This is a genomic window from Tsukamurella sp. PLM1 (genome assembly GCF_023168325.1).
Classification (GTDB): Bacteria; Actinomycetota; Actinomycetes; order Mycobacteriales; family Mycobacteriaceae; genus Tsukamurella.
In genome coordinates, this window is sequence record NZ_AP025688.1 from 1,495,497 (window position 1) to 1,521,783 (window position 26,287).

20 protein-coding genes and 3 pseudogenes are annotated in these 26,287 nt (G+C 70.9%); 17 read left to right on the forward strand and 6 right to left on the reverse strand.

The features are described from left to right. Window positions 1-134 precede the first annotated feature (134 nt). From MTP03_RS07780 to MTP03_RS07790, 3 genes are read left to right on the forward strand one after another with little or no spacing between them, the layout of a single operon-like run. Window positions 135-1,211 (forward strand): serine hydrolase, encoded by a 1,077-nt coding sequence (locus tag MTP03_RS07780; protein ID WP_248491473.1) that lies wholly within the window; start codon window positions 135-137, stop codon window positions 1,209-1,211. 60 nt (window positions 1,212-1,271) lie between these two features. After that, window positions 1,272-1,925 carry a DUF1361 domain-containing protein gene (locus MTP03_RS07785; protein WP_248491474.1) on the forward strand — a complete coding sequence of 218 codons (654 nt, stop codon included), beginning with the start codon at window positions 1,272-1,274 and terminating at the stop codon, window positions 1,923-1,925. Between the two features lie 17 nt (window positions 1,926-1,942). Further along, window positions 1,943-2,263 carry a hypothetical protein gene (locus MTP03_RS07790; RefSeq protein ID WP_248491475.1) on the forward strand — a complete coding sequence of 107 codons (321 nt, stop codon included), beginning with the start codon at window positions 1,943-1,945 and terminating at the stop codon, window positions 2,261-2,263. 5 nt (window positions 2,264-2,268) lie between these two features. Here the strand turns inward: MTP03_RS07790 and MTP03_RS07795 are convergent, their stop codons facing one another. Then, window positions 2,269-3,549: an ATP-binding protein gene (locus MTP03_RS07795; protein ID WP_248491476.1), complete on the reverse strand. Its 1,281-nt coding sequence runs from the start codon at window positions 3,547-3,549 to the stop codon at window positions 2,269-2,271. An 82-nt stretch (window positions 3,550-3,631) separates the two neighbouring features. Continuing rightward, a complete protein-coding gene (locus MTP03_RS07800; RefSeq protein WP_248491477.1) occupies window positions 3,632-3,847 on the reverse strand; it encodes an excalibur calcium-binding domain-containing protein in 216 nt (71 codons plus the stop codon). On the opposite strand from MTP03_RS07800, the gene MTP03_RS07805 reads away from it, so the two are divergent. Beyond that, window positions 3,807-4,163, forward strand: coding sequence for a hypothetical protein (locus MTP03_RS07805; RefSeq protein ID WP_248492384.1), 357 nt, complete (start codon window positions 3,807-3,809; stop codon window positions 4,161-4,163). The two genes, MTP03_RS07800 and MTP03_RS07805, sit on opposite strands and share 41 nt — an antisense overlap. Before the next feature lie 285 nt (window positions 4,164-4,448). Here the strand turns inward: MTP03_RS07805 and MTP03_RS07810 are convergent, their stop codons facing one another. Together MTP03_RS07810 and speG are read right to left on the reverse strand one after the other, a co-directional pair. Next, window positions 4,449-5,204 (reverse strand): YoaK family protein, encoded by a 756-nt coding sequence (locus tag MTP03_RS07810; RefSeq protein WP_248491478.1) that lies wholly within the window; start codon window positions 5,202-5,204, stop codon window positions 4,449-4,451. Window positions 5,205-5,357: 153 nt separating this feature from the next. Further along, window positions 5,358-5,879, reverse strand: a complete 522-nt coding sequence (gene speG, locus MTP03_RS07815) for a spermidine N1-acetyltransferase (RefSeq protein WP_248491479.1) — start codon at window positions 5,877-5,879, stop codon at window positions 5,358-5,360. 429 nt (window positions 5,880-6,308) lie between these two features. On the opposite strand from speG, the gene tig reads away from it, so the two are divergent. The 4 genes and pseudogenes from tig (at window position 6,309) to clpX (ending at window position 10,639) form a co-directional block, all read left to right on the forward strand. After that, window positions 6,309-7,721 carry a trigger factor gene (tig, locus tag MTP03_RS07820; protein ID WP_248491480.1) on the forward strand — a complete coding sequence of 471 codons (1,413 nt, stop codon included), beginning with the start codon at window positions 6,309-6,311 and terminating at the stop codon, window positions 7,719-7,721. A gap of 136 nt (window positions 7,722-7,857) precedes the next feature. Then, window positions 7,858-8,451 carry an ATP-dependent Clp protease proteolytic subunit gene (locus tag MTP03_RS07825; RefSeq protein ID WP_248491481.1) on the forward strand — a complete coding sequence of 198 codons (594 nt, stop codon included), beginning with the start codon at window positions 7,858-7,860 and terminating at the stop codon, window positions 8,449-8,451. A 94-nt stretch (window positions 8,452-8,545) separates the two neighbouring features. Then, a pseudogene (locus MTP03_RS07830) lies at window positions 8,546-9,150 on the forward strand (ATP-dependent Clp protease proteolytic subunit). Between the two features lie 214 nt (window positions 9,151-9,364). Then, the gene (gene clpX, locus MTP03_RS07835) at window positions 9,365-10,639 is read left to right on the forward strand and encodes an ATP-dependent Clp protease ATP-binding subunit ClpX (protein WP_248491482.1); all 1,275 of its coding nucleotides are present in this window, start codon (window positions 9,365-9,367) and stop codon (window positions 10,637-10,639) included. Between the two features lie 55 nt (window positions 10,640-10,694). Here the strand turns inward: clpX and MTP03_RS07840 are convergent, their stop codons facing one another. Further along, the gene (locus MTP03_RS07840) at window positions 10,695-12,236 is read right to left on the reverse strand and encodes an ABC-F family ATP-binding cassette domain-containing protein (RefSeq protein WP_248492084.1); all 1,542 of its coding nucleotides are present in this window, start codon (window positions 12,234-12,236) and stop codon (window positions 10,695-10,697) included. Next, the gene (locus MTP03_RS07845; RefSeq protein WP_248491483.1) at window positions 12,131-13,984 is read right to left on the reverse strand and encodes a DUF2207 domain-containing protein; all 1,854 of its coding nucleotides are present in this window, start codon (window positions 13,982-13,984) and stop codon (window positions 12,131-12,133) included. The genes MTP03_RS07840 and MTP03_RS07845 overlap by 106 nt, the downstream gene beginning before the upstream one ends. A 419-nt stretch (window positions 13,985-14,403) precedes the next feature. Between MTP03_RS07845 and MTP03_RS07850 the strand changes: the two genes are divergently transcribed. The 9 genes and pseudogenes from MTP03_RS07850 (at window position 14,404) to obgE (ending at window position 26,260) form a co-directional block, all read left to right on the forward strand. Further along, entirely contained in the window at window positions 14,404-15,420 is a 1,017-nt protein-coding gene (locus tag MTP03_RS07850; RefSeq protein WP_248491484.1) for a neutral zinc metallopeptidase, read from the forward strand. A 60-nt stretch (window positions 15,421-15,480) separates the two neighbouring features. Next, complete coding sequence (locus MTP03_RS07855) at window positions 15,481-18,168, forward strand: valine--tRNA ligase (protein ID WP_248491485.1); 2,688 nt, start codon at window positions 15,481-15,483, stop codon at window positions 18,166-18,168. After that, window positions 18,165-19,604, forward strand: coding sequence for a folylpolyglutamate synthase/dihydrofolate synthase family protein (locus MTP03_RS07860; protein WP_248491486.1), 1,440 nt, complete (start codon window positions 18,165-18,167; stop codon window positions 19,602-19,604). The genes MTP03_RS07855 and MTP03_RS07860 overlap by 4 nt, the downstream gene beginning before the upstream one ends. Next, window positions 19,601-20,014, forward strand: a complete 414-nt coding sequence (locus tag MTP03_RS07865; RefSeq protein ID WP_248491487.1) for a DUF4233 domain-containing protein — start codon at window positions 19,601-19,603, stop codon at window positions 20,012-20,014. The genes MTP03_RS07860 and MTP03_RS07865 overlap by 4 nt, the downstream gene beginning before the upstream one ends. Window positions 20,015-20,053: 39 nt before the next feature. Continuing rightward, the gene (gene ndk, locus MTP03_RS07870) at window positions 20,054-20,467 is read left to right on the forward strand and encodes a nucleoside-diphosphate kinase (protein ID WP_248491488.1); all 414 of its coding nucleotides are present in this window, start codon (window positions 20,054-20,056) and stop codon (window positions 20,465-20,467) included. A gap of 312 nt (window positions 20,468-20,779) precedes the next feature. Further along, window positions 20,780-23,906 (forward strand): annotated as a pseudogene (locus MTP03_RS07875) (translation initiation factor IF-2 N-terminal domain-containing protein). A 149-nt stretch (window positions 23,907-24,055) separates the two neighbouring features. Further along, window positions 24,056-24,367 carry a 50S ribosomal protein L21 gene (gene rplU / locus MTP03_RS07880; RefSeq protein WP_248491489.1) on the forward strand — a complete coding sequence of 104 codons (312 nt, stop codon included), beginning with the start codon at window positions 24,056-24,058 and terminating at the stop codon, window positions 24,365-24,367. 46 nt (window positions 24,368-24,413) lie between these two features. Continuing rightward, complete coding sequence (gene rpmA, locus MTP03_RS07885) at window positions 24,414-24,677, forward strand: 50S ribosomal protein L27 (RefSeq protein ID WP_146433193.1); 264 nt, start codon at window positions 24,414-24,416, stop codon at window positions 24,675-24,677. Window positions 24,678-24,797: 120 nt separating this feature from the next. Further along, window positions 24,798-26,260 (forward strand): annotated as a pseudogene (obgE, locus tag MTP03_RS07890) (GTPase ObgE). The last annotated feature ends 27 nt before the right edge of the window (window positions 26,261-26,287 follow it).

Genomic DNA, 26,287 nt, shown 5'->3' on the forward strand with positions numbered 1-26,287 from the left:
CGTTCGGTGCGTCCAGGCTGCGGACGAACATCCAGGTGTACCGGAACAACTGCCTGATCGGAACCGGCCCGCTCAACGGGGCCAGCGGCAACGTCGCGATGAATCTGTGGAGTTCGACGAAGGGGGTCCTCGCATTGATCGCCGGCGTCGCCCGGACGCAGGGACTGCTGGACCTGGACGCCCCGATCGGCACCTACCTCCGGCCGGGCGAAGGGGACGCGGGGCACAGGGCGATCACCGTGCGCCATCTGTTGACGCAGTCCTCGGGAATGAAACAGTCGCTGCTCGGGGAAGCACTGACCGCGCTCGTTCCCGATGTCAACACGCCCGCACAGGCGTTGGCGCTCCCGATGACACACGCGCCCGGCACGTACTTCGAATACTCGCAGCGGGGGCCCGATCTCCTCGTCCACGTGCTGGAACGCGCTGTGGGACAGGATATCCAGAAGTACGCGCAAAGGTATCTCTTCGCGCCGTTGGGGATCGACGCCGAGGACTACTTCTGGCAACGCGATCGCTCGGGGCACACCTACGGCTTCGCGTTCCTGTTCCTCCCTCCCAACGACATGGCGCGTCTGGGGCTTCTGCTGCTCAATCGCGGCCAATGGAACGGCAAGCGAATCATCGACGCGGACTACATGGACCAGCTGAGTACACCGTCGAACGCCAATGCGTGCTACGGATTCCTGGTCTGGCTCAACCGTGCGCCGTGCATCGGGGTGACCCTGCCGTCGCGACACGTGTTCGCGACGCCCCCGATGGTCGCGATGCCACCGGACTCGTTCGCCACGGTCGGACTCTTCCATCAGACGAATTTCGTGATGCCGAGCCTCCACATGCTCGTCACCTGGACGGGTGTCCTCGGCGACATCTCGCCGGACCCGGCCACGCTGCTCTCCGTCAGCCTCAACAGTGAGCTCTACCACGAGTTCCTGCGCAGGCTCGCGCGCGCAGTGAAGGACGTCGACCTACCCGACCCGGGGCCCTACCGCCCGACGATGAACTTCCGCTTCGACGCGGAAGGCGTGTTCGATCCGAAGGTCCTGCTCGCGGGGTTCGGGGTCGGCCCGATCGCCCCCGCGGGGTGCACTTCCGATCGATGTGGGCCGACCGTGCTCACCCCACCCCTCGGTAACACCCCTCTGGCATGCCGCAGTGGCATCGTGTGCCTGCCGTTGCCGGGTGCGCCGCAGCGGCGCGGCGAAGGGTGATCGGCGGTCCAGGCCAGCGCGACACGAGCACCTGAACGCGCGCGCTGGCACTCTGGTCCGATGACCAAGACACGCGTCGTGATCCTGCTCGGCTCGCTCCTGGCGACCACCGCCCTCACCGTCGTCCTCGGAACCACGGACCCGTCCGCACCGCTGAGCTACCCCTCCCGCTTCCTCATCTGGAACCTGTTCCTCGCGTGGATCCCGGTGGTGTTCGCGGTCGGGTTCGCCGCGGTCCGCAGCCGGTGGGCACTGGTGCCGCTGGGTGTCGGGTGGCTCGCGTTCCTGCCGAATGCGCCGTACCTGGTGACCGACCTGGTGCACCTGGGGGAGGGGTACGAGCTCTGGCGGCACGTGCTGCAGTACGGGTTCGCGGCGTGGACGGGGACACTGCTCGGGGTGGTGTCGATGCTGCTGGTGCACCGCCGGCTCGAGCGTGACTCCCGTCCCGCGCTCGGCTGGCTCGTGGTCGCGTTGTCGGTAGGGCTGTGCGCCATCGGCGTGGTGATCGGGCGGTTCCAGCGGTGGAACTCGTGGGACCTGGTCACGCGCCCCGACGCCGTGGTCGCCGCGACCTTCGACTGGGTCAGCTCGCCCTTCTCCTCCGTCCAGTCGACGGGGGTGGCGGTCGCGGTGGCGGCGTTCTTCGGCCTCGCCTACGTGACGATCTGGTCACTCACCCCGTCCCGCGAAGCCTCCCGGGCGCGCGGGTGACGGCGTACCGTCGGGCTGTGTACCTGGAGCAGTTCGCCGCGGCGGGATACCTCGATGCCGACGGTGCCGAACGGTTGCGCTGGGAGACAACGCGGTACGTGTCCCGGATCTATCTGATCGTGCGCGAGCGCCGGGTGATGGCGCAGAACCTCTCGCTGTGCTGGGAGGCCCTCGACGTGCGCCCCGGCACGCCGATCACCATCGAGGTGTCCAGCGGCACACGCCGCCTGCTCGACGACGAACAGCGGGCGATCGCGGGCTTCGCCACCCGGTTCCGGGAGATCCTCGTCCCGCCGGCAGCGCCGCGCCGCCGGTGGTGGCGGTGGGGAACGCCGTAGGGCGGCTACAGCCGGGCGTAGGTGTCGATGTCCTCGGAGAACTCTGCCGCTGCGCCCCGCGAGACCGTCGCCCGGGTGGCCCGGAGTGCCGTGAGGTAGTCGGCCGTGCCCAGGCCCACCTCGTCCTCGGCGGTGCCCTCGCCGTCGAGAGCCCGGGCGAGCGCGTCCTGCGAGGCGCGCCGGGCGGCGTACTCGATATCGGCCGGGGTCATCCCCGTGCTCGCCTCGGTGAGCGCGTCGACGTCGATGGTCGCGATGACGGTATCGGGGATGTATCGGCCCCAGATCGCCGTGCGCGCTTCGGCATCCGGAAGTCCGATGGGGATCACGTAGTCGAACCGGCCGTGCCGCAGGAACGCGTCGTCGAGGGACCGCACGAAGTTCGTCGCGCACACCAGGAGGCGGCCGTCCTGATCGCGGAACTCAGCGACCTGCTTGAGCAGTTCGTTCGTCACGCCCTGCGTGGGCGAGGGCGGATCGCCGCGGCGCTGCGACGCGATCTCCTCGACCTCGTCGATGAACACCACCGCGTGCTCGAGCTCGGCGATCGCCTCGAACGACGACCGCAGCGCTCCCGCCAGGCCGCCCGGGGAGTCAGCCAGCCGCGACGGGAACAGCTCCACGAACGGCCAGTCCAGTCGGGACGCGACCGCCTTGGCGAAGGTGGTCTTGCCCGTGCCGGGCGGGCCGAACAGCATCACGGCGTGCGGCGGCGTCACCCCGAACCGCTCCGCCATGTCCGGGCGGGCGAGCGGCGTCACGAGGCGCTGCTCCAGCATGTCCTTCTCCTGCCGCATCCCGCTCACCCGATCCCAGAGGTGGCGCGGCAGCAGGCGGCCGCCGACCTCCTTGAGCAGGTCCAGTTCACGCCGCTGAACCGGCATCGGCCGCTCCAGGTAGCGGACCGGGTCGCGCACCGTGAACCCGTTGTCGGACAGCGCGGCCGAGGCGTCGTCGTCCCCGGACGTGAGGACCGAGAGTTTCCCCAGCCCGAGCGGAGCCATCCGCCGCTCCAGCGCGTCGAGGAGCAGGCCCGCGGCGTTCGGATCGGTGTCGGGTGCGACGTCGAAGAACACGATCCATCCCTGCGCGTGTGCCGCGCGGCCGACCGCCACCGCCACCACCTGATCGTTCTCGGTGGCGACCATCGCGTGGTCCTGCTGGCACGAGGCGATCACCTCCGCCATCGAGTACACCGGCGGCGTACCGCGGTGGTACGCGGCCTCCCAGAGCCGCACGATGGTGTCCAAGTCGTCGTCGTGGAAATCTCGGATCCGGGCCGTCATGGCAGGCAGTGTGGCACAGGTCACGCTGCGTCGCGCGATAGCTGCGCTGTTTGCTGTCGCGATCAGCGCCTGCGGCAGGCGCCTACCTGTCGCAGGCGATGCCGTCGCGATCGCGGTCCAGGCCGGCGCGATATCCGGGCTCACCCCGGTGCAACGGAGCCACTCCGGCAGCCTTCGCCGCATCGCAGTTCGGGTAGTAGGCGCTGCCGCCGCCGCGGGTGGTGGTCGGTAGTTCGACCGCGGGCACGGGAGTGCGTGTGTTCGTCTCGGTGACGCCGGGATTCGGCGGCGGCACCACTGTGGCCGAGGTCGTGTCCGCTGTCGTCGTCGGCGGCGCCGTGCTGCTCGGGGTGCTCGACGGTGCCGTGGTTGTCGTCTCGGTGACCGTCACCGTCTTCGTCGCCGACGAGGTCACGGTCGCGACCGACGTCGGGCCGACGAGGCCGCTCGCGGGCGTCGGCTCCTTCGGGGTGCTCGGCATGACGAGCATGCTCAGCACGAGCGCGAGGGCGGCACCCGGTCCCGCGACCTTCCAGGAGGTGAAGCGCCACAACAGCATCGCCCCGACGACCGCGATGGCCGCGCCCGGAGCAGGCCCGCGATACGGCCGCTGAAACCGTCTCCGCCGACGACGCTGCCGAGCGCCACGAGGGCGCCGAGCGCTACGAGGATCCATCCGATCACCGTCGCCGCGGTCGAACGCGGACGGTCGCCACTCGGGGAGGCGGCGGGAAGCCTGGGGTCATGTCGCTGAGATTAGGACGAAACGGCAGAAAAGGATACGGCGACGAGACTAACTAGCGCGGCGAATCATGCTGGGGTGGATGCGATTTGCGATCACTCGCTCGTGACTTCGGTGTCCGGTCGCCGGTGTGGCGGCCGAGATCGGGCCTCGGGTGTCAGCCGAGCAGGGTCTTGCGGTCCGAGTGCAGGAACGTGACCACCGTGACCGCGCCGCACAGCAGCCCGGCCGCCAGGATCACCTGCGGCCCGGTGACGAACGAGCCGACGACGCCGCCGACCGCCGCGCCCAGCAGGAAGCCGGCGTAGAGCAGCGCGTAGCCGAGCCAGTCGTAGACGGTGCCGCTGCCGGTCGCGTGACGTTCGATTCCCTGGCCGAGCTTGACCAGGGTTCCCGTCACATACGAGAGGGGGACCGAGACCTCCCCGTTCTTGGTGAACGACGTGTTCAGGGCGCCGAGCGAGAACGTGATGATCAGAATCGGCAGGAATCGGACCTGCGGCTCGTCGAATCCGTCGAGGTAGAAGTCAAGGCCGGCGGAGGTCAGTAGCCCGGCGGTGGTGAGCACCGTCGGGCCGTGGGGGTGACCGTGCCAGAAGAACCGGCGGCAGATCGACGCGACCACTACGCCGGCCACGAACGAGGTGATCAGCGCGATCGCGGCCAGCGCGCTCGCTCCGGCGACCTGCTGCGCGTCGGATGCCTTGAACCACGTGAGGACGGCGCGCTCGGTGTTGCCGGTCATGAATGTCACGAAATAGCCGGCGGAATGCAGGAAGGCGACGGCGCCGACCATGCCGGCGGTCCCGGCGAGGAGCCAGGGCAAGCGGGCGTCGGGGCCGATCGCGGCGTCCCGGGAGACGATCGGGCGGGGCTGCGGCTTCGTGGGCTGGGGCTCCGTCATCGTGGTCATTCCCCATGGTTACCGACGGTGCGGCGGGTCCGCCGGGCTGCCGCACGATGTCACATCAGTGGCAGCGGGCGGCTCGGCTCACAGCGGTCTCGGGACGGAGACGGCGGTCACCGCGGGCCGCGTCGCACCGGGCGGCATAACCCGCGGGCGGCGTCACCCGCGGGCGGAGTCCGCGGCGAGGAAGTCGCGCTGGAGCAGGCCCATCGCGTGCGCGTCGCGGTACGCGCCGTTCGAGAAGTACTGCTCGCGCTGGACGCCTTCGCGGACGAAGCCCAGCTTCTCGTAGACGTGGGCCGCCTTTTCGTTGGCCACGTCCACGAACAGGTACACCTTGTGCAGGTTGAGGATTCGGAACGCGTAGTCGAGCGCCTTCCGGGTGGCCGTCCCGGCGTAACCGCGGCCCTGCGCCGCGGGAGCGACGATGATCTGGAACTCGCAGTTCCGGTGGATGAAGTTGATCTCGACCAGTTCCACGAGCCCCACCGGAATGCCGTCGTTCTCGATTATGAACCGGCGCTCGCGCTCGTCGTGGATGTGCCGCTCGTAGATGTCCTCGAGCTCGGCCAGCGCGTCGAACGGCTCCTCGAACCAGTACGACATCACGGCCCGGTCGTTGAACAGGCCGTGCACGAACCGCAGGTCCGAACGTTCCATGGCGCGCAGCTGGACGGTCATGGATTCAGCGTAGGACGCCCGCGCTCGCGAGGCACCCGATCGCCGGTGGATCCGGCGGTGGGGGACGCGGTGCCGCGCGGGGGACGAGCCGGCGTCCGGTGGGGAATCGGCGCCGAGTGGGGACGTTCGAGCCCTCGTCCCACGAACGGCGTTACGACGGGGAGTGAACGCCGGGGTCGCCTTTCGGCGCGGCGCGGGGGACGAACCGGGCGGCGCTCGGCGCAGCGCGATCGGCGGCTGTGTCAGTGCGGCCGACTTCGGGCCCGAACCGGGCTCGCCGTGACCGCTGGGCGCCTCCCCGGCAGAAGGGAGACGGCACCGTCGCGTACGCTTGTCCGAGTGCCGTAGGCCCGACGGGGCCTCGTGCTGCCCGCAGGAAACCGCACATCACCGCGGCCGTGCCTGCTGATCACAACCCGAGGAGAACGAGTGAAGAGCACCGTCGAGCAGCTGAGCCCGACTCGCGTCCGCCTGAGCGTCGAGGTTCCCTTCGACGAGCTCGCGCCCGATTTCGATCGCGCCTACGAGACGCTCGCGCAGCAGGTCAACATCCCCGGCTTCCGCAAGGGCAAGGCCCCCGCGAAGCTGATCGAGGCGCGCGTCGGCCGCGACGCGGTGCTCTCCCAGGTGATCAACGACGCGCTGCCTGGCAAGTACAGCCAGGCCGTGCTGGACTCCGAGGTCAAGGCCCTCGGCCAGCCGGAGATCGACATCGACAAGCTCGAGTACGGCGAGACCTTCTCGTTCACCGCCGAGGTCGATGTGCGTCCCGAGATCACGCTGCCCGAGTACTCCACCATCGAGGTCGAGGTCCCCTCGCTCGAGGTGAAGGACGAGGACATCGAGGAGCAGCTCGAGGGCCTGCGCGCCCGCTTCGGCACCCTCAAGGGAGTCGAGCGCGCGGTCGAGACCGGCGACTTCATCACGATCGACCTGTCGGCCACCGTCGACGGCCAGGACGTGGAGGACGCCAAGACCACCGGCCTGTCGCACGAGGTCGGCAACGGCCAGCTGATCGATGGGCTGGACGAGGCCGTCGTCGGACTGTCGGCCGGCGATTCGAAGACCTTCCCGACCACCCTGGTCGCCGGCGAGCACGCCGGTAAGGAGGCCGAGGTCACCGTCACCGTCGGTTCGGTGAAGGAGCGCGAGCTGCCCGAGGTGGACGACGAGTTCGCCCAGCTCGCCAGCGAGTTCGACACCGTCGAGGAGCTCCGCGAGGACCTGCGCGGCCGCGTCGAGCAGAACAAGAAGCTGGGCCAGGCCGCGGACATCCGCGACGCCGTGCTCGACAAGCTGCTCGAGTCCGTCGAGGTGCCGCTGCCCGAGGCCGTCGTCAAGGAGCAGGCCGACGCGAACGTGCACGACGTGCTGCACCAGGTGGGCCACAACGAGGAGCTCCTCGAGACCGCGCTCAAGGCGCAGGGCACCACGCGCGAGGAGTTCGAGAGCCAGGCGCGCGAGTCGGCAGAGAAGCAGGTCAAGGTGCAGCTGCTGCTGGACGCGATCGCCGACGCGCAGGACGTGCAGGTCGACCAGCAGGAGCTGCAGGAGCACATCGTGTTCCAGTCGCAGCGGTACGGCATGCAGCCCGCCGAGTTCATCCAGCAGATCCAGCAGGCGAACCAGCTGCCGGCGCTGTTCCAGGAGGTCCGCCGGGGCAAGGGTCTCGCGGACGTCGTGCTCGAGGTCACCGTCAAGGACGCCGACGGCAATGTGGTCGACACCAAGGCGCTGTTCGACCGCGAGGACGCGGGCGAGGAGCTCGCCGAGGAGGCCGCCGCCGAGGAGGGCGTGGTCGCCGAGGCCGAGGAGATCGTGGCCGAGGCCGACGAGAAGTAGTACCCGAGGGAGCGCCCCGCAGCCGGACCGGCTGCGGGGCGTTTCTGCCCTCAGCGGAGCCGAGCGTGCCGGGGGACGTTCCGTCGTGGCGCGTTCGTTAGTGTCGATGACAGCAAAGAAAGGCAGGGAGCAGCGGATGAACTCCAACCCCACCATGCGGACCGGCGTCGCCGGCCTGAACCTCAACGATTCGGTGTACAACCGGCTCCTGGAGTCGCGCATCATCTTCCTCGGTAGCGAGGTGAACGACGACATCGCGAACCAGCTGTGCGCGCAGATCCTGCTGCTGTCGGCCGAGGACGCGGACAAGGACATCAACCTCTACATCAACTCGCCCGGCGGCAGCATCTCCGCGGGCATGGCGATCTTCGACACCATGCAGTTCGTGAACTGCGACGTGGCGACCTACGCGATGGGCATGGCCGCGTCGATGGGGCAGTTCCTGCTCGCGGCCGGCACCAAGGGAAAGCGCTACGCGCTCCCGCACGCCCGGATCATGATGCACCAGCCGTCCGCCGGCATCGGTGGAACCGCCGCCGACATCGCGATCCAGGCCGAGCTGTTCTCGAAGACCAAGGTCGAGATGAACCGCCTCAACGCAGAGTTCACCGGCCAGCCGATCGAGAAGATCGAGGCCGACGCCGATCGTGACAACTGGTTCACCGCGGACGAGGCCAAGGAATACGGCTTCGTCGACCACGTCGTCAGCCGCGCGAGCGCGGTCAAGTAGCGAGAGGGACACCACGAGCATGTACGAATACCCCACCTACGGCTACACCGGCGGTTCCGCGGGCGGCTACGGCTACTCCGACCAGCCGCGCCCGATCGCGCGCCACATCCCGCAGTACGTCGAGCGCACCGCCAACGGCGAGCGGGTGCAGAGCCCCATCACCAAGCTGTTCGAGGAGCGCATCATCTTCCTCGACACGGAGATCAACGAGGCCACGGCGAACAACGTGATGTCGCAGATCCTGGTGCTCGAGTCTATGGACCCCGACCGCGACATCACGATGTACATCAACTCGCCGGGCGGCAGCCTGTACGACGCGCTCGGCGTGTACGACACGATGCAGTACGTGCACTGCGACGTGGCGACCGTGGTGCTCGGCACCGCGGCCTCGGCTGCGGCGGTACTGCTGGCAGGCGGCACCAAGGGCAAGCGCGCCGCGCTGCCCAACTCGACGGTGCTGATCCATCAGCCCCGCACGGGGGCTCGATGCGCGGCCAGGTGTCCGACCTCGAGATCCAGGCCCGCGAGATGGAGCGGGTGCGCCTCAAGCTCGACGAGATCCTCGCGGCCCACACCGGACAGTCGGTGGAGACGATTCGCAAGGACACCGATCGCGACAACATCCTCACGGCTGACCAGGCCAAGGAGTACGGCATCGTCGACACGGTGTTCCCGTACCGCAAGGCCTCGTCGAAGTAGTTCGTTCGAGCAATCGTCCGAGCGATTCGGAGCAGGACGTCCGGGGGTCGCGACACGCCGCGTGAGCGGGTTCCGCGGCCCCGGAGCCACCTGCAGCAAGCTATTCATATCGGTCGCCGGGACTTCGGTTCGCGGGTACCGTCGTAACCAGGCGTCGCCCGCGGACGAACATCGAAGTGGGCGAGTCACCGGCAAGGGAAGTAGGACACAGCGCATGGCACGGATCGGAGACGGCGCAGACCTGTTGAAGTGCTCCTTCTGCGGAAAGAGCCAGAAGCAGGTCAAGAAGCTGATCGCCGGCCCCGGCGTGTACATCTGCGATGAGTGCATCGACCTCTGCAACGAGATCATCGAGGAGGAGCTCGCCGAGTCCAGCGATGTGAAGCTGGACGAGCTGCCCAAGCCGGTCGAGATCCGAGACTTCCTGGACAACTACGTCATCGGTCAGGACTCGGCCAAGCGGAATCTCGCGGTGGCCGTCTACAACCACTACAAGCGCATCCAGGCGGGCGAGCGCAAGGATGCGCGCGGCGAGAACGTCGAGTTGGCGAAGTCGAACATCCTCATGCTCGGCCCCACCGGCTGCGGTAAGACGTACCTGGCGCAGACGCTGGCGAAGATGCTCAACGTGCCGTTCGCGATCGCCGACGCGACGGCGCTCACCGAGGCCGGTTACGTGGGTGAGGACGTGGAGAACATCCTCCTCAAACTGATCCAGGCGGCCGATTACGACGTCAAGCGCGCAGAGACCGGCATCATCTACATCGACGAGGTCGACAAGATCGCCCGCAAGAGCGAGAACCCGTCGATCACCCGCGACGTGTCCGGTGAGGGCGTGCAGCAGGCGCTGCTGAAGATCCTCGAGGGTACGCAGGCCAGTGTGCCGCCGCAGGGCGGCCGCAAGCACCCGCACCAGGAGTTCATCCAGATCGACACGACGAACGTGCTGTTCATCGTGGCGGGGGCGTTCGCCGGGCTGGAGAAGGTCGTGGGGGATCGGATCGGCAAGCGCGGATTGGGCTTCGGCAACGAGGTGCGCAGCAAGAGCGAGGTCGACACCGTCGACCACTTCGCCGACGTGCTCCCCGAGGATCTGATCAAGTTCGGCCTGATCCCCGAGTTCATCGGCCGTCTGCCTGTCATCGCCTCGGTGTCCAATCTGGACAAGGAATCGCTTGTCTCGATCCTCTCGGAGCCGAAGAACGCTCTGGTCAAGCAGTACCAGCGCCTGTTCGAGATGGACGGCGTGGAGCTCGAGTTCGACGACGATGCCCTCGGCGCGATCGCCGACCAGGCCATCCTCCGCGGCACCGGCGCGCGCGGGCTCCGCGCGATCATGGAAGAGGTCCTCAACCCGGTCATGTTCGACATCCCCTCGCGCGACGACGTGGCGAAGGTCGTCGTGACGGGGGAGACGGTGCGCGACAACGTCCTGCCCACCATCGTGCCCCGCAAGCGCTCCCACGAGCGCCGCGAGAAGAGCGCCTAGCGCACTCGATCATCGAGACGGCCCCGACCGGAAGGTCGGGGCCGTCGTCGTTCCGTCATCGGGCCCGCTGCACTCGCGATTCGGTCCAGACGGGCTCCGGCGCCTCGCGGACGGCACCGTCGGACCCGAACACGAGGAACCGGTCGAACGAGCGCGCGAACCACCGGTCGTGGGTCACCGCGAGCACGGTCCCCTCGTACGCCTCCAGCGCCTCCTGGAGAGCTTCGGCGCTCTCCAGGTCGAGGTTGTCGGTCGGCTCGTCGAGCAGCAGGGCCGTGGTACCGGCGAACTCGAGCAGCAGCACCTGGAACCGCGCCTGCTGGCCGCCGGACAGGCTCTCGAACCGCTGGTCGGCCTGGCCGTGCAATTCGTACCGCCGCAGCGCCGGCATCGACCGGGCGAGGTCGGCGGCGTGGTCGTAGCGGAGGATGTCCACCAGGGTCCGGCCGTGCAGTTCGGGGTGCGCGTGCGTCTGCGCGAAGTGGCCCGGCACCACGCGGGCGCCCAGCGTCGCGGTTCCGGTGTGCGGCACGTCCTCGCCCGCGAGCAACCGCAGGAAATGGGACTTGCCCGAACCGTTGGAACCGAGGACCGCCACCCGCTCACCGAAGAACACCTCGAGATCGAAGGGCCGCATCAGGCCGGTCAGCTCGAGGGCCTTCGCCGTGACCGCGCGGACGCCGGTGCGGCCCCCGCGCAGCCGCATCGCGATCTCCTGCCGCCGCGGCGGCTCGGGCGGCGGGCCGGCCTCCTCGAACCGCCGCAGCCGGGTCTGCGCCGCCTGATACCGCGACGCCATACCGTCGTTGAACCTCGCCTGGTCGCGCAGTGTGAGGACCAGCTTCCGCAACTGCCGGTGCCGCTCGTCCCAGCGGCGCCGCAGCTCGTCGAACCGGGCGAAGCGTTCGTCGCGCGCGGCGTGGAACGTCGCGAATCCGCCGCCGTGCACCCACGTGTCGGAGCCGCCGGGTGCGGGCTCGACGGCGACGATCCGCGTCGCGGCCCGGGCGAGCAGTTCCCGGTCGTGGCTCACGAACAGCACCGTTTTCGGCGTCTGCCGGAGCTGGTCCTCCAACCACTCCTTGCCGGGCACGTCGAGGTAGTTGTCGGGCTCGTCGAGGAGTAGGACCTCGGCGTCGCCGCGGAGCAGCGCCTCCAGTGCGAGCCGCTTCTGCTCGCCGCCCGACAGCGAGGTCAACCCGCGCCACTGCGCCCGGTCGTACGGGACACCCAGCGCCGCGACGGTGCAGGCGTCCCACAGCGTCTCGGCCGCGTAACCGCCGGCGTCGCCCCACTCCGCCAGCGCGTTCGCGTAGCGGATCTGGTTGGCGTCGCCATCGTCGTCCATGAGCGCCATTTCCACCGCGTCCAGATCGCGCGCCGCCGCCCGCAGCCGCGCCGGCGCGACGGAGAGCAGCAGGTCGCGGACCGTGCGGTCGTCGCGGACCGAGCCGATGAACTGCGGCATGACGCCGATCCCGCCGCTCGCGTTCACCGCGCCGCCGTGCGGCTCCAGCTCGCCGGACAGCAGGCGCAACAACGTGGTCTTGCCCGCGCCGTTGCGGCCGACGAGCGCTGCGACGGCACCGTCGCCGATCCGGAACGAGACGTCGCCGAGCAGCGCCCGGCCGTCCGGCAGGTAGTACTCCACCTGCGTCGCCTCGAGATGTCCCATTCGCCCCATTCTGGGGCGGACGAGGCGCGGACGCTAGTCGTTTTCCGCGGCGGCGGACCGGGCGGCGATGCCGTCGAGCACGGCACTGAGGGTGGCCACCCCCGCGACGGGGTTGCGTGCGCGGAGCGGTACCAGTCCAGCGGGGAGTCGACGGTGCCGCCCCACGTGCCGATCCAGGTGCTGAGGTCCCCGAAGGCGTGCGCATAGGGCAGCGCCCGATCGAAGAGCAGCGCGCGCTCGGCCGGAGCGAGCGCCCCGACGTTCGTCGCGATGAGGTACCTCCGCATGCCTGCGAGGCCGGCGGCCAGGCGGCTGCCCGACACGGTGCGGTCCGGCACCATCAGCGCGGCGGCCGCGAGGCCCAGGCCGAGGACGACGACGGCGAGCCCGTAGAGCACCGTCGTCCCGGTGAACGCGCAGCCGAGCCCCACGAGCGCGCCCACTCCGGCGACGCCGAAGGCGAGGGCGACGCGGCGCGCGCGATCACCGCCGCGGCGCCAGCCCCGCGCGGTGACCGCGTCCCGCACCGCCCGGCGGGCGACGACGAACTCGACCCGGCGTGCGCCGCCGGCGAGCTCGCCGGTGGTGGTGGATTCCGCGCCGTCGGGCAGGATCGCGTCGACGACGGCGCGCTCGGCCGAGGTCACCGCGTCGTCGAGCGGTGCCCGCCGGGAGATCTGGAAGTCGCTCGGCAGCTCCGCGATCCAGAGGTACCCACGGACGGCGAGGTCGAGCACCGTCGCCCCGATGTCCGAGGGGCGCACCTGCGCGTCGGTCAGCGCCCCGATCTGGCCGGGCAGGACGCCGTCGGGCGAGGCGAACGCGACGGCGCCGCCCGGCGCGCCCGAACCCGCCGGTACCAGCAGGTCGGCGGTGGGGCCGGCGGACCCCGCGGCGGCCACGTCGGCGCGCCGGCGCAGCATCGCGTACCCGGCGACGGCGAGGGCGACTACGACGGCCGCCGAGAGCGCGATCAGCCCGGGGGTGCTCCGGTCGGCGGGCGCGGACGGCGTCGCGGCGGTGAACCGGGCGTCCGCACGGACGGTTCCGGCGGGCAGCAGCACAGTGAACACGGCGACCCGGCCCTGCGGCAGTCCGTTCTGCCGCATGGTGACCCGACCCGTGGCGTCGGTCTCGGTCAGCGTGCACAGCCGCCGCTCGCCGGCCCGCCCGATGCCGCACAGCGGGGAATCCGGCTGCGGGGTGGGCGAGGCGAAGCGCGCCGTCAGCGTGTCGATGTCGCTCGAGTACCCGGCGGCGAGCGGCCAGGTGAGCTGCTGGAGCTCGGGACCGTTCTCCACGGATCCGCGCACGGTGTACTCGACCGTGGTGGTGCCGCCGGGGGCCGAGACCTGCAGCGCCCCGTCCCGGACGCCCGCCGTGCCGTTGTCGGCCCGCACGTCGGTCACGGTGTAGTGCTGGGTGCGGTTGCCCTCGACGGGCACGTCGAGGGGCAGGCGCTGCGCGACCGAGTGGCCGGACGGGGCGGTGATCACGCTCCTGACCGCGAGCGCGCCGTCCTCGCGCAGCTCCAGTGCGACGTCCACGGTGACCCCGCTCGGATCGGCGGCCACCGGCCCCGCTCCGAGCGCGCCGAGTAGTACTCCGATCGTCAACGCCAGGGCGGCCCGGGCCACGATCCGAGCACGCTTCCCCAAGCCCTCCCACATGTCTGGGTACAGTAACCGACATCAGGGGGTCAGGAGGGGAGAGGCGTGGGGAATCCGCAGGACCCGAGGCCGTACCGCGGCCGGCCGGTGCCGCCGGGTGGTCGGGCGCAGCCCGGTCCCGGCCCTGCCGCCTGGGCGCAGCGGGGCCGCGTCCCGGTGCCGCCGCAGGCCCGGGCGCCCCGCCCGGCTCCGGCTCGGGGAGCTCGGGGCACTACCGCATCTCGGCGGGCGTCGGCCGTCCGACGGTGCCGCCCCGCCCGCCCGTCCAGCCCTACCGGCCGAGCTACGGACCCGCGGCACGCCCCGCCTCGGCGGCCCCCGGCGCGCCTCAGTACCGGCCCGTCCCGCCCGTTCCTCGGCCGGTGCCGCAGTACCGGCCGGTGCCGCCCCGGCCCGGACCCGCGGCTCCGCCGCGGGGCGTGCCGTACGGGCAGTGGTCGATGCCCGCGCCCGCGCCCTACCGATCGCCGGTGCCGCAGCCGGCGTGGGCGCCCGCGCCGCCCGCGGCGAAGGGCGGTGGCGCATGGATCGCGATCCTGCTCGTGACGATCGTGGTGCTGGTGGCGGTGCTCCTCGGGACCGCGGTGGTGCTGCTGCGCGCCCGCACCGGCACCGAGGCCGCGCCCCCGACCACGGGGACGACCTTCGCCGGCCCGACCAACGGCGCCCCCACCTCGGGCGGTGCGACGGGAACCGGCGGCGCGACCCCGTCGGGGACCGCCGCGCTGCAGGGCAATCCGCTGTTCGCGAACGCGAGCACCGCCCTGCCGGCGCAGGCGTGCAACGCCACCGGGTGGCCCTCCGACAGCGCGGCGGGGACCCGGTTCTTCGCCAGCGTGTCGCCGTGTCTCGACCGCGCGTGGGAGTCGGCGATGACGGCCACGGGCCTGCGGTACCGCGAACCCACCGTGGTGGTGCCGTCGGGGACGCGGCTGAGCTCGCCGTGCGGCACCGTCGACCTGCAGGCCGAGAACGTCGCCGCGTTCTACTGCCCGTCGAACGAGACGCTGTACATGCCCCCGCAGGGGCTGCAGGTGTCGCACTACGGGAACCAGCCGGTGATCTACCTCTCGGTGTTCGCGCACGAGTACGGCCACCACGTGCAGCTGGTGTCCGGGGTCCTGGCGGCCAGCAATCGGCTCGAGCGCCAGTACGGCCGCACGTCCGACCGGGCGCTGGAACTGTCACGCCGCACGGAACTGCAGGCGCAGTGCTTCGCCGGCCTGTTCCTGAAGTCCGTGAGCGACACGGGCGGCCAGTTCACCTCGCGCGATTACCGAACCGCCTACGAGGACCAGGAGCGCGGCGATCCGCCGGGCGAGACGCGCACCCACGGCACCAGCGCCCACGCGCAGGGCTGGTGGAACACCGGCTACCAGACCAACCGGGTGGCGCGCTGCAACACCTGGGCGGCATCGTCGGGCGACGTGGCGTGAGGCGTCGCACCCGCCGAAGCCCCGCGGAAGCGCTCGGCATCCGCTGACTAGAATCGTGGGGTGACCACTTCGCCGCACAGCACCGCCCTCGACCGACTCCCCGCGACCTGGGAGCCCGGTGCGGTAGAGGCGGACATCTACGCCGGCTGGGTGGACGCGGGCTACTTCACCGCGGACAACACCTCGCCGAAGCCGGCCTTCTCCGTGGTGCTCCCGCCCCCGAACGTGACCGGCAGCCTGCACCTGGGGCACGCGCTGGACCAGACCATCACCGACGCACTGTGCCGGCGCAAGCGGATGCAGGGTTTCGAGGTGCTGTGGCTGCCCGGCACCGACCACGCGGGCATCGCCACGCAGTCCCTCGTCGAGAAGCAGCTCGCCGCGGAGGGCACGAGCCGCCGGGAGATCGGGCGCGAGAAGTTCCTCGAGCGCGCGTGGGCGTTCAAGGAGGCCAGCCACGGCAACATCACGGGGCAGATGCGTCGCATCGGTGTGGGCGTGGACTGGTCGCGCGAACGGTTCACCATGGACGAGGGCTTGTCGCGCGCGGTCCAGACGATCTTCAAGCAGCTCTTCGATGCGGGCCTGATCTACCGCGCGGAGCGGCTGGTCAACTGGTCGCCCGTGCTGCAGACGGGCATCTCCGACCTCGAGGTCGACCACAAGGAGGTCGACGGCGAGCTCGTGTCGTTCCGGTACGGATCGCTGAAAGACGATGAGCCCCACATCGTCTGCGCCACCACGCGCCTGGAGACGATGCTGGGCGACACCGCGATCGCCGTCCACCCCGACGACGAGCGCTACCGCGCCCTCGTGGGCACCACCCTCGAGCACCCGTTCCTCGACCGCCGGATCCCCGTGGTCGCCGACGACTACGTGGACCCCGAGTTCGGTTCCGGCGCAGTGAAGATCACCCCCGCACACGATCCGAACGACTTCGCGCTGGGCCAGCGGCACGGCCTGCCGATGCCGACGATCATGGACGAGACCGCCCACATCATCGGCACCGGAACGCAATTCGATGGTCTCGACCGGTTCGCCGCCCGCAAGGCCATCCGCGAGGCCCTCGCCGAGCAGGGGCGCATCGTCAAGGAGGTGCGCCCGTACCGGCACAGCGTCGGACACAGCGAGCGCTCCGGCGAGCCGATCGAGCCGCGCCTGTCGATGCAGTGGTGGGTCAAGGTGGACCAGCTCTCCAAGGCCGCGGGCGACGCGGTCCGGGGCGGCGACACGACTATCGTCCCCGAGTCGCTCGCGCCGCGGTTCTTCGACTGGGTCGATGAGATGCACGACTGGAACATCTCCCGCCAACTGTGGTGGGGCCACCGGATCCCCGTCTGGTACGGCCCCGCCGACGCAGACGGCAACCGGGACGTGGTCTGCTGCGGCCCGGACGACACTGTGCCCGCCGGCTACGAGCAGGATCCCGACGTGCTGGACACGTGGTTCAGCTCGGGCCTCTTCCCGTTCTCCACGATGGGCTGGCCGGAGTCCACGACCGACCTGGCGAAGTTCTATCCCACGACCACGCTGGTCACCGGCTACGACATCATCTTCTTCTGGGTCGCGCGGATGATGATGTTCGGCACCTTCGTCGGCGAGCAGCCCGACGCCCCGGGGCCGGTCCCGTTCCACGAGGTGCTGCTGCACGGCCTGGTCCGCGACGAGTTCGGCAAGAAGATGTCCAAGTCGAAGGGCAACGGCATCGACCCGCTGGACTGGGTGCAGGAGTACGGCGCCGACGCGCTGCGCTTCACCCTGGCCCGCGGCACCATCCCCGGCGCCGACCTCAACGTGGGTGCCGACGCGGCGGCGAGCAGCCGGAAGTTCGCCACCAAGCTGTTCAACGCCACCAAGCTGGCGCTGATGAACGACGCGCACGTCGGGGAACTGCCCGCCCGCACCGACCTCACCGACGCCGACCGCTGGATCCTGGACCGGCTCGCCGCGGTCCAGGCCGAGGCCGACGCGGCGTTCGACGCCAACGAGCTGGGCAAGGCCTGCGAGGCGCTCTATCACTTCGCTTGGGACGAACTGTGCGACTGGTACCTCGAGGTCGCCAAGCTGCAGCTGCAGGGCGAGGACGCCGCGGTCGCGGAGAGCACCCGCCTCGTGCTGGGGCACGCCCTCGATATCGTCCTGCGGATGCTGCACCCGACGATGCCGTTCGTCACCGAGGTGCTGTGGAAGGCGCTCACCGGCGGCACGTCGCTCGTGATCGCGGAGTGGCCGTCGCGCGACTGGGCCCCGGCCGAGCTGCCCGCCGACGGCGTCGAGTCCGCCCGCCGCTTCGCGGACCTGCAGCGCCTCGTCACTGAGATCCGCCGGTTCCGCAGCGACCAGTTGCTCAAGCCGGGCCAGCGCGTCGCCGCGCGGCTCACGGGCCTCGACGAGGCCGGGCTCACGTCGCTCGCCGGCGCCGCCGCGAGCCTGTGCCGCCTCACCCCGCCGGAGGACGGCTTCGCCGCGACCGCGTCGCTCGAGGCCCGGCTCGCTGGGGGCACCGTCACCGTCGAGATCGACACGTCCGGCACCGTCGACCTGGCGGCCGAGCGGGCGCGCCTGGAGAAGGACCTCAAGACCGCGCAGAAGGAGCTGGACGGGACGTCGGCGAAACTCGGCAACGAGGCGTTCCTCGCCAAGGCGCCCGATGCCGTGGTCGAGAAGATCCGCGGGCGGCGCGACGTCGCACGGGACGAGGTCGAGCGCCTGACCGCGCGCATCGCGCAGTTGGGTGGCGGCGCGTGACGGTCCCCGCGTTCGCCGCCGACCCCGACGACCTCGCCGAACTGGCGCAGGTCGAGGCGGAGCTCGACGAGCGGTGGCCCGAGACGAAGATCGAGCCGTCGCTGACGCGGATCTCGGCGCTCATGCAGCTCCTCGGCTCCCCGCAGGACGCCTACCCGTCGATCCAGGTCGCGGGCACGAACGGCAAGTCGTCGACCGCACGGATGATCGACTCGCTGCTGCTGGCGTTCTCCCGTCGGACGGGCCGGATCACCAGTCCGCACCTGCAGCTCGCCACCGAACGCATCGCGGTCGACGGTACGCCGCTCACCGCCCGGCAGTACGTGGACGTGTACCGCGAGCTCGAGCCGTACATCGAGATGGTCGATCGGCAGTCCGAGGCCGCCGACGGCCCGCGGATGAGCAAGTTCGAGGTGCTCACGGCGATGGCCTTCGCGGCGTTCGCCGAGGCCCCCGTCGACGTGGCCGTGGTCGAGGTCGGGCTGGGCGGCACGTGGGACGCCACCAACGTGGTCACCGCCGAGGTCGCCGTCATCACCCCGATCGGGCTCGACCACGTGGAGATCCTCGGCCCCGACATCGCGACGATCGCCGGGGAGAAGGCCGGCATCGTCAAGCGCGCGCCCGAGCGTCTGATCCCCAAGGACACCGTGATGGTCGTGGGCCGGCAGGAGCCTGCCGCCATGGACGTGCTGCTGCGGCGCGCCGTGGAGGCCGACGCGGCGGTGGCCCGCGAGGGCTCCGAGTTCATGGTGGTCGAGCGGCGGGTGGCCGTCGGCGGCCAACAGCTCACCCTCCAGGGGCTGGGCGGCGTCTACGACGAGATCTTCCTGCCGTTGCACGGCGAGCACCAGGCCAACAACGCCGCGGTCGCGCTCGCCGCGGTCGAGGCGTTCTTCGGCGCGGGCGCCGACCAGCAGCTCGACGTGGACACGGTGCGCGAGGGCTTCGCCAAGGCGGCGTCGCCCGGCCGGCTGGAGCGCGTGCGCAGCGGCCCGACGGTGCTCGTCGACGCTGCGCACAATCCGCACGGCGCGCAGGCGCTGGCGCGCACCCTCGAGACCGAGTTCGGCTTCCGCAAGCTGATCGGCGTGGTCTCGGTGCTCGCCGACAAGGACGCGATCGGCGTGCTCACCGCCCTCGAGCCCGTGCTCGACACGATCGTGGTCACCCACAACGGCTCGCCCCGCGCGCTCGAGGTGGAGCGCCTCGCGGCGATCGCCGAGGAGATCTTCGGTGAGGACCGCGTGGTCACCTCGCCCACCGTGGTCGACGCGGTCGAAACCGCCGTCGCGTTGGCCGACGAGGACGCGGACAGTGGGTTCGACACCGACCTCGAGACCGGGGCGCCCGCGTCGGGAGTCGGCGTGCTCATCACCGGCTCCGTGGTCACCGCGGGCGCTGCGCGCTCGCTGTTCGGGAAGGAACCCCAGTGACTGAATCCTCCGGTGCAGCTCCGCGGTTCACGCCGCCCGCGAAGGACCCGTGGAAGAGCTTCCGCGGCATCCTGTCCGGCACGCTGATCCTCGAGATGATCGTGATCCTGCTGGCCCTGCCCGTGGTGTTCAAGCTGTCTCCCGGGATGACATGGCTCAAGGTGGCCTACGTGCTGCTGCTGGCCGCCGCCTGTTTCGCCGGGTGCATGGTGGTCAAGAAGCCCTGGGCCATCCCCGCGTTCTGCGTGCTCCAGGTCGCCGTGATCGCCGGCTGGATCGTGCATCCCGGGATCGGCGCCGTCGGCATCGTCTTCGGCCTGGTGTGGGCGTACATCGTGTTCATCGAGCGCGACGTCCGTAGACGGATGGCGGAGGGGCGACTGCCCGGTCAGGAACCGATTGAGGGGTAGCCGCGCACGGGTCCGGCGGACGGCCGTTACGCTGGTGCCGTGACTGAGCGGACTCTGATTCTCATCAAGCCCGACGGCGTGCGGCGCGGCCTGTCCGGGGAGATCCTGGCGCGCATCGAGCGGAAGGGCCTCACCATCGCGGCCCTGGAGCTCAAGCACGTCTCCATCGAGGTGGCCGAGGGCCACTACGCCGAGCACAAGGAGAAGCCGTTCTTCGGTTCCCTGCTCGAGTTCATCACCTCCGGCCCCGTGGTGGCCGCGGTATTGGAGGGGCCGCGTGCGATCGCGGCCTTCCGGCAGCTCGCCGGCGGCACGGACCCCGTCGAGAAGGCGACCCCGGGCACGATCCGCGGCGACTTCGGTCTCGAGACGCAGGAGAACCTGGTGCACGGGTCGGACTCGCCCGAGTCCGCCGCGCGCGAGATCGCCCTCTGGTTCCCCGGTCTCGCCTGACCTGCTTCGACCTGACGTCCTCCGGGCCCGCCCCGCGCGAATCGCGCGGCGCGGGCCCGATACTTTTCCGCCACGGGTACCGGGTGTGGGACAATGTGTGTGGACGCACGTCGGCGCGCGCAAACCGCGCAGCACCGACCGGCCCGGCTCGCCCGTTGAACTGCTTCGGGAGAGCGTGCGCCACGCACGAGACACGTGCAGACCTTGACAAACGTGGGGCGGTAGGAGAATTCCTTCGCCCGCACCACATGACACGCCCCGCGTGGCCGCGACGCCCTCATGTCGCGCCCGGGGGTCGGTAGGAGAAATTGAGTGGCCGACAACTCGTCGCCGGAAGAACAGAACATCGAAGCTCGGGAGGAGTTCCCGCAGAAGCTGCGCGTCCACGCGCTGGCGCGTCTGCTGGGGCTCACCAGCAAGGAGGTGCTCGCGCACCTCGGCGAGCTGGGCTTCGTCGCGCGGAGCGCGCACTCCAGCATCGACCGCGCCGCGGCCGAGCGCGTCCGGGATCGCATCGCCGAGCTCGCCGGTGGCGCGCCCGACACCACCGAGCCCGCTGCGGCTGACCCCACAGAGGCCGCCCCCGCGGCCAGCGAGGCCGCTGCCGCCGAGCCGGTTGCCGCCGAGCCGGCGATCGCGGCGCCCGCCCAGCTCGAGCCGGCGCCCGCCCAGCTCGAGCCGGCGCCCGCCCAGCTCGAGCAGACGCCGTCGCTGTTCTCCGCCGCGTCCGTCGCGGAGCCCGTTGCCGAGCCCGCCGCGGCGCCGACGGTCGATCCGACCGTTCCGCTGTTCCTGCAGCCCGAGCAGGTGACGCAGCCGCCGAAGCGCACGCGCAAGCCGAAGCCCGCTCCCGCCGAGGACGAGGTGCCCGCCGCCGAGGCCGCTGAGCCCCGGACCGAGGAGACCCAGGCGGCAGAGCCCGCTGCGCAGGCTCCCGCCGAGGCGGAAGCCGACGCGTCTTCCGCGGGCGGCGCACCGTCGAGCGACGAGGCCGGGGACGACGAGAACACCGGCAACCGCCGCCGTCGGCGTGGACGCCGTGGCCGCGGCCGTGGCCGTGGCGAGAACGCCGACGAGCAGGACGGCCAGGACCAGGCGGAACAGCCCGCCGCGGACGGCGACCGGGCCGCGCGGCCGACGGACGCCGAAGCCACCGACGAGAAGTCGGACGAGGCGTCGTCGGACGATGCGGGCGAGTCGGGAGACGACGTCGAGGACGTGACCGACGGTGGCTCGCGTCGGCGTCGCCGCCGCCGGCGGCGACGCGCGGGCGCGGGGGAGGACGGTGCCGACGCCGGCTCGACCGACGACCCGCCGAACACCGTGGTGCACGAGCGGGAGGCGCGTCCCAAGTCGCGGCGCGACGAGGTGCGCGGCATCAGCGGATCGACCCGCCTCGAGGCCAAGCGCCAGCGCCGCCGCGACGGTCGCGACACCGTGCGCCGCCGCCCGCCGATCCTCACCGAGTCGGAGTTCCTGGCGCGCCGCGAGGCCGTGGACCGCGTGATGGTCGTGCGCGAGCGCACCGGCGTCGGCCCGTCGGAGGGCCAGGACGGCCACACCGTCCCGCACCCCCAGGACTACACCCAGGTCGCCGTCCTCGAGGACGGCGTGCTGGTGGAGCATTTCGTCACCTCGTCGAGCTCGGCGTCGATGGTCGGCAACATCTACCTGGGCCGCGTGCAGAACGTGCTGCCCTCGATGGAGGCGGCCTTCGTCGACATCGGCCGCGGCCGCAACGGCGTGCTGTACGCCGGCGAGGTCAACTGGGACGCCGCCGGCCTGGACGGCAACGCCCGCAAGATCGAGCAGGCCCTCAAGCCCGGTGATCAGGTGCTGGTGCAGGTGTCCAAGGACCCGGTGGGTCACAAGGGCGCCCGTCTCACCACGCAGATCTCGCTCGCGGGTCGCTTCCTCGTCTACGTGCCCGGCGGCGGCTCCGCGGGCATCTCGCGCAAGCTGCCCGACACCGAGCGCAAGCGCCTCAAGGAGATCCTCAAGGAGATCGTCCCGGCCGATGCCGGCGTGATCATCCGCACCGCCTCCGAGGGCGTCAGCGCCGAGGAGCTCGCGGGTGACGTCGCGCGGCTGCAGGCCCAGTGGGCAGAGATCGAGGAGGCCTCCTCGCAGAAGGGCGTCAAGGCGCTCTACGAGGAGCCCGATCTCCTGGTCAAGGTTGTGCGCGATCTGTTCAACGAGGACTTCAGCAAGCTCGTCATCGAGGGCGGCCGGGCCTGGGACACCGTGGAGAAGTACGTCTCCACCGTCGCGCCCGACCTGCTGCCCCGCGTCGAGAAGTTCGAGAAGGCCCACGCCGACGCGCCGGACGTCTTCGCGACCTACCGCATCGACGAGCAGCTCGCCAAGGCGATGGACCGCAAGGTCTGGCTGCCGTCGGGCGGCACGCTGGTCATCGACCGCACCGAGGCGATGACCGTGGTCGACGTCAACACCGGCAAGTTCACCGGCGCCGGCGGCAACCTCGAGGAGACGGTCACCCGGAACAACCTCGAGGCGGCCGAGGAGATCGTGCGGCAGATGCGCCTGCGCGACATCGGCGGCATGATCGTCGTCGACTTCATCGACATGGTCCTCGAGTCCAACCGCGACCTCGTGCTGCGCCGCCTCACCGAGGCGCTCGGCCGCGACCGCACCCGCCATCAGGTCTCCGAGGTCACGTCGCTCGGCCTGGTCCAGATGACGCGCAAGCGGATCGGCACCGGCCTCGTCGAGGCCTTCTCCACGCCGTGCCAGGCCTGCGCGGGCCGCGGCATCATCGTGCACGACGCGCCGGTGGAGTCGAACGGCGCCGAGGACTCGGGTCGCTCCGGAGACCGGTCCGAGGGCTCGGGCCGCAAGAAGCGCAAGCGTTCCAAGTCCGACGGTGCCACGCCGGCCCCGTCGGGCCAGGCACCGGCCGCGAAGGAGCCCGCCGCGCACAAGGGCGAGCACCCGATGTTCAAGGCCATGGCCGCGCACCACGACGAGGACGCCCCGGCTTCGCAGGCGGACGAGCGCGCGCGGCAGGAGCAGGCCCCGGAGCCGCAGGCCGCCGAGGCCCTGCCGCTCAGCCCCTGCCGTCGAGACGCCCGCTGTCGAGGCGTCTGCGGCCGGGGCGCCCGCGGCGCAGGAACCGGCCGCCGAGGCACCCGCTGCCGCAGCCGGTGCGGCCGAGGAGGCGCCGGCACCGTCAGCGCCCCGGAGGCGACGGGTCGCGCGCAAGGCGCCCACGACCACGTCGGCGTCCGCGCAGACGATCGTCGTCGACATCGCCGCGCCGGCGCCGGAGACCACGGCCCCGAACACCGACGGTGCGGGCGCAGCGGTCGTCGAGCCCGCGCGCAAGCGGGCGCGGCGCCGGGCAGCGGCCCGGCCCGCCGGACCTGCGGCGGGCGGCGTGGAGAGTGATGGCGCGAACACTCCGAACGCATCGGTTTGACCCTGGCGTCGGCGTTCCCGTAACCTGGGAAGGTCGCTTTTCCGGCGGCGCGCTCGTGCGTGCGCGGCACCGGACTACCCGCGTTGATACGAGCCGCGCACCTGGCGCGCGCTGAACTACGAGAAGTGTAAGAAGAGGTAAGCCCGAAGATGGCCACGTATGCGATCGTCAAGACCGGCGGCAAGCAGTACAAGGTCGCCGTCGGCGACCTGGTGAAGGTCGAGAAGATCGACGGTGAGGTCGGCAGCAGCGTCTCGCTGCCCGTCGCTCTGGTCGTCGACGGTGCGAACCTCACCACGGACGCCGCCGCCCTGGAGAAGATCGCCGTCACCGGCGAGGTCGTCGAGCACGTCAAGGGCCCGAAGATCCGTATCCACAAGTTCAAGAACAAGACCGGCTACCACAAGCGTCAGGGCCACCGGCAGAAGCTGACGGTCGTCAAGGTGACCGCGATCGCCTGACCGGCGAACCGACAAACTCGAACACCCCTAGTACAGGAGTAGCCAGATGGCACACAAGAAGGGCGCGTCCAGCTCGCGCAACGGTCGTGATTCCAACGCCCAGCGACTGGGCGTGAAGCGGTTCGGTGGCCAGAAGGTCAGCGCCGGCGAGATCCTGGTCCGCCAGCGCGGCACCCACTTCCACCCCGGCGTCGGCGTCGGCCGTGGCGGCGACGACACCCTGTTCGCCCTCGCGGCGGGCGCGGTGGAGTTCGGTACGAAGCGTGGCCGCAAGACGGTCAACATCGTGCCGGTCGCTGCGGAGGCCTAGTCCGCAGCACAGCACACGAGTTTTCGAAGGCGGGCGGGGTCTCCTGATGTGAGACCCGCCCGCCTTCGGCTTTCCGCCCGTGGCCACCGGCCAGGGCACACCGGTAGAAAGAGGTTCTTCATGTCCAGGTTCGTCGACCGGGTGACGGTACACGTCACGGCCGGTAACGGTGGCCACGGCTGCGCCTCGATCTACCGGGAGAAGTTCAAACCGCTGGGCGGCCCCGACGGTGGCAACGGTGGCCGCGGCGGATCGGTGATCCTCGAGGTCGACCCGCAGGTGCACACGCTGCTGGACTTCCACTTCCGCCCGCACCTCAAGGCCACCAACGGCAAGCCCGGAGAGGGCGGCAACCGCGAGGGCAAGTCCGGCCAGGACCTGGTGCTCAAGGTCCCGGACGGCACCGTCGTGCTGGACACGGACGGCAAGATGCTGGCCGACCTCGTGGGCGCCGGTACCCGCTTCGACGCGGCGCAGGGCGGGCGCGGCGGTCGCGGCAACGCCGCGCTCGTGTCGAAGGCGCGCAAGGCCCCCGGCTTCGCGCTGCTCGGCGAGGACGGCCAGGCCCGCGACCTGGTGCTCGAGCTCAAGTCGGTGGCCGACGTGGGCCTCGTGGGCTTCCCGTCCGCGGGCAAGTCGTCGCTGGTCTCGGTGCTCTCGGCGGCGAAGCCGAAGATCGCCGACTACCCGTTCACCACGCTCGCGCCGAACCTCGGCGTCGTCTCGGCGGGGGAGACCACGTTCACCGTCGCCGATGTGCCGGGCCTCATCCCCGGCGCCTCGACGGCCGCGGCCTGGGCCTGGACTTCCTGCGTCACCTCGAGCGCTGCGCGGTGCTCGCGCACGTGGTGGACTGCGCGACGATGGAGCCCGGGCGCGATCCGGTGAGCGACGTCGACGCGCTGGAGGCGGAACTCGCCGCGTACCAGCCCGCGCTCGCGGCCGACACGGGCCTGGGCGAGCTGTCCGAGCGGCCGCGCATCGTGGTGTTGAACAAGGCCGACGTGCCCGATGCCGAGGATCTCGCCGAGATGGTGCGCGCGGATTTCGAGGCGCGCGGCTGGCCGGTCTTCGTGATCTCCGCGGTCGCCCACACCGGCCTGCGTGAGCTGACCTTCGCCCTCGCGGCCCTGGTGCAGAAGTACCGCGACGAGCGCGGCACCCCGGTGGCCCGCCGTCCGGTGATCCGACCGATCGCCATCGACGAGTCCGGATTCGAGGTCATCTCCGATCCCGAGCAGCCGGGCGGTTTCATCGTGCGCGGCCCGCGGCCGGAGCGCTGGATCAAGCAGACCCCGTTCGACAACGACGAGGCCGTGGGCTACCTCGCAGACCGGCTCAACCGGCTCGGCGTCGAGAAGGAACTGATCAAGCTGGGTGCCGAGCCCGGCTGCCCCGTCACCATCGGCGACGTGTGCTTCAACTGGGAGCCCTCGCTCGGCACCATCGACGACGTGCCGGTCACCGGCCGCGGCACGGACATCAGGCTCGAGCGCAACGAGCGGGTGGGCGCGGCCGAGCGCCGCCACCAGCACGATGTCCGACGGGGCCTGGCGAGCGACGACGACGAGGACGACCTGTGACCGAGGCGCCCGCGGCCGGCGACCTGC

Excerpts from the sequence above, each read along its gene's own strand:
- clpX (WP_248491482.1), top strand. The coding sequence starts at position 9,365 with ATGGCACGGATCGGAGACGGCGCAGACCTGTTGAAGTGCTCCTTCTGC.
- MTP03_RS07810 (WP_248491478.1), bottom strand. The coding sequence starts at position 5,204 with ATGACCACGATGACGGAGCCCCAGCCCACGAAGCCGCAGCCCCGCCCG.
- rpmA (WP_146433193.1), top strand. The coding sequence starts at position 24,414 with ATGGCACACAAGAAGGGCGCGTCCAGCTCGCGCAACGGTCGTGATTCC.
- MTP03_RS07845 (WP_248491483.1), bottom strand. The coding sequence starts at position 13,984 with ATGTGGGAGGGCTTGGGGAAGCGTGCTCGGATCGTGGCCCGGGCCGCC.
- MTP03_RS07825 (WP_248491481.1), top strand. The coding sequence starts at position 7,858 with ATGAACTCCAACCCCACCATGCGGACCGGCGTCGCCGGCCTGAACCTC.
- rplU (WP_248491489.1), top strand. The coding sequence starts at position 24,056 with ATGGCCACGTATGCGATCGTCAAGACCGGCGGCAAGCAGTACAAGGTC.
- MTP03_RS07785 (WP_248491474.1), top strand. The coding sequence starts at position 1,272 with ATGACCAAGACACGCGTCGTGATCCTGCTCGGCTCGCTCCTGGCGACC.
- MTP03_RS07795 (WP_248491476.1), bottom strand. The coding sequence starts at position 3,549 with ATGACGGCCCGGATCCGAGATTTCCACGACGACGACTTGGACACCATC.
- speG (WP_248491479.1), bottom strand. The coding sequence starts at position 5,879 with ATGACCGTCCAGCTGCGCGCCATGGAACGTTCGGACCTGCGGTTCGTG.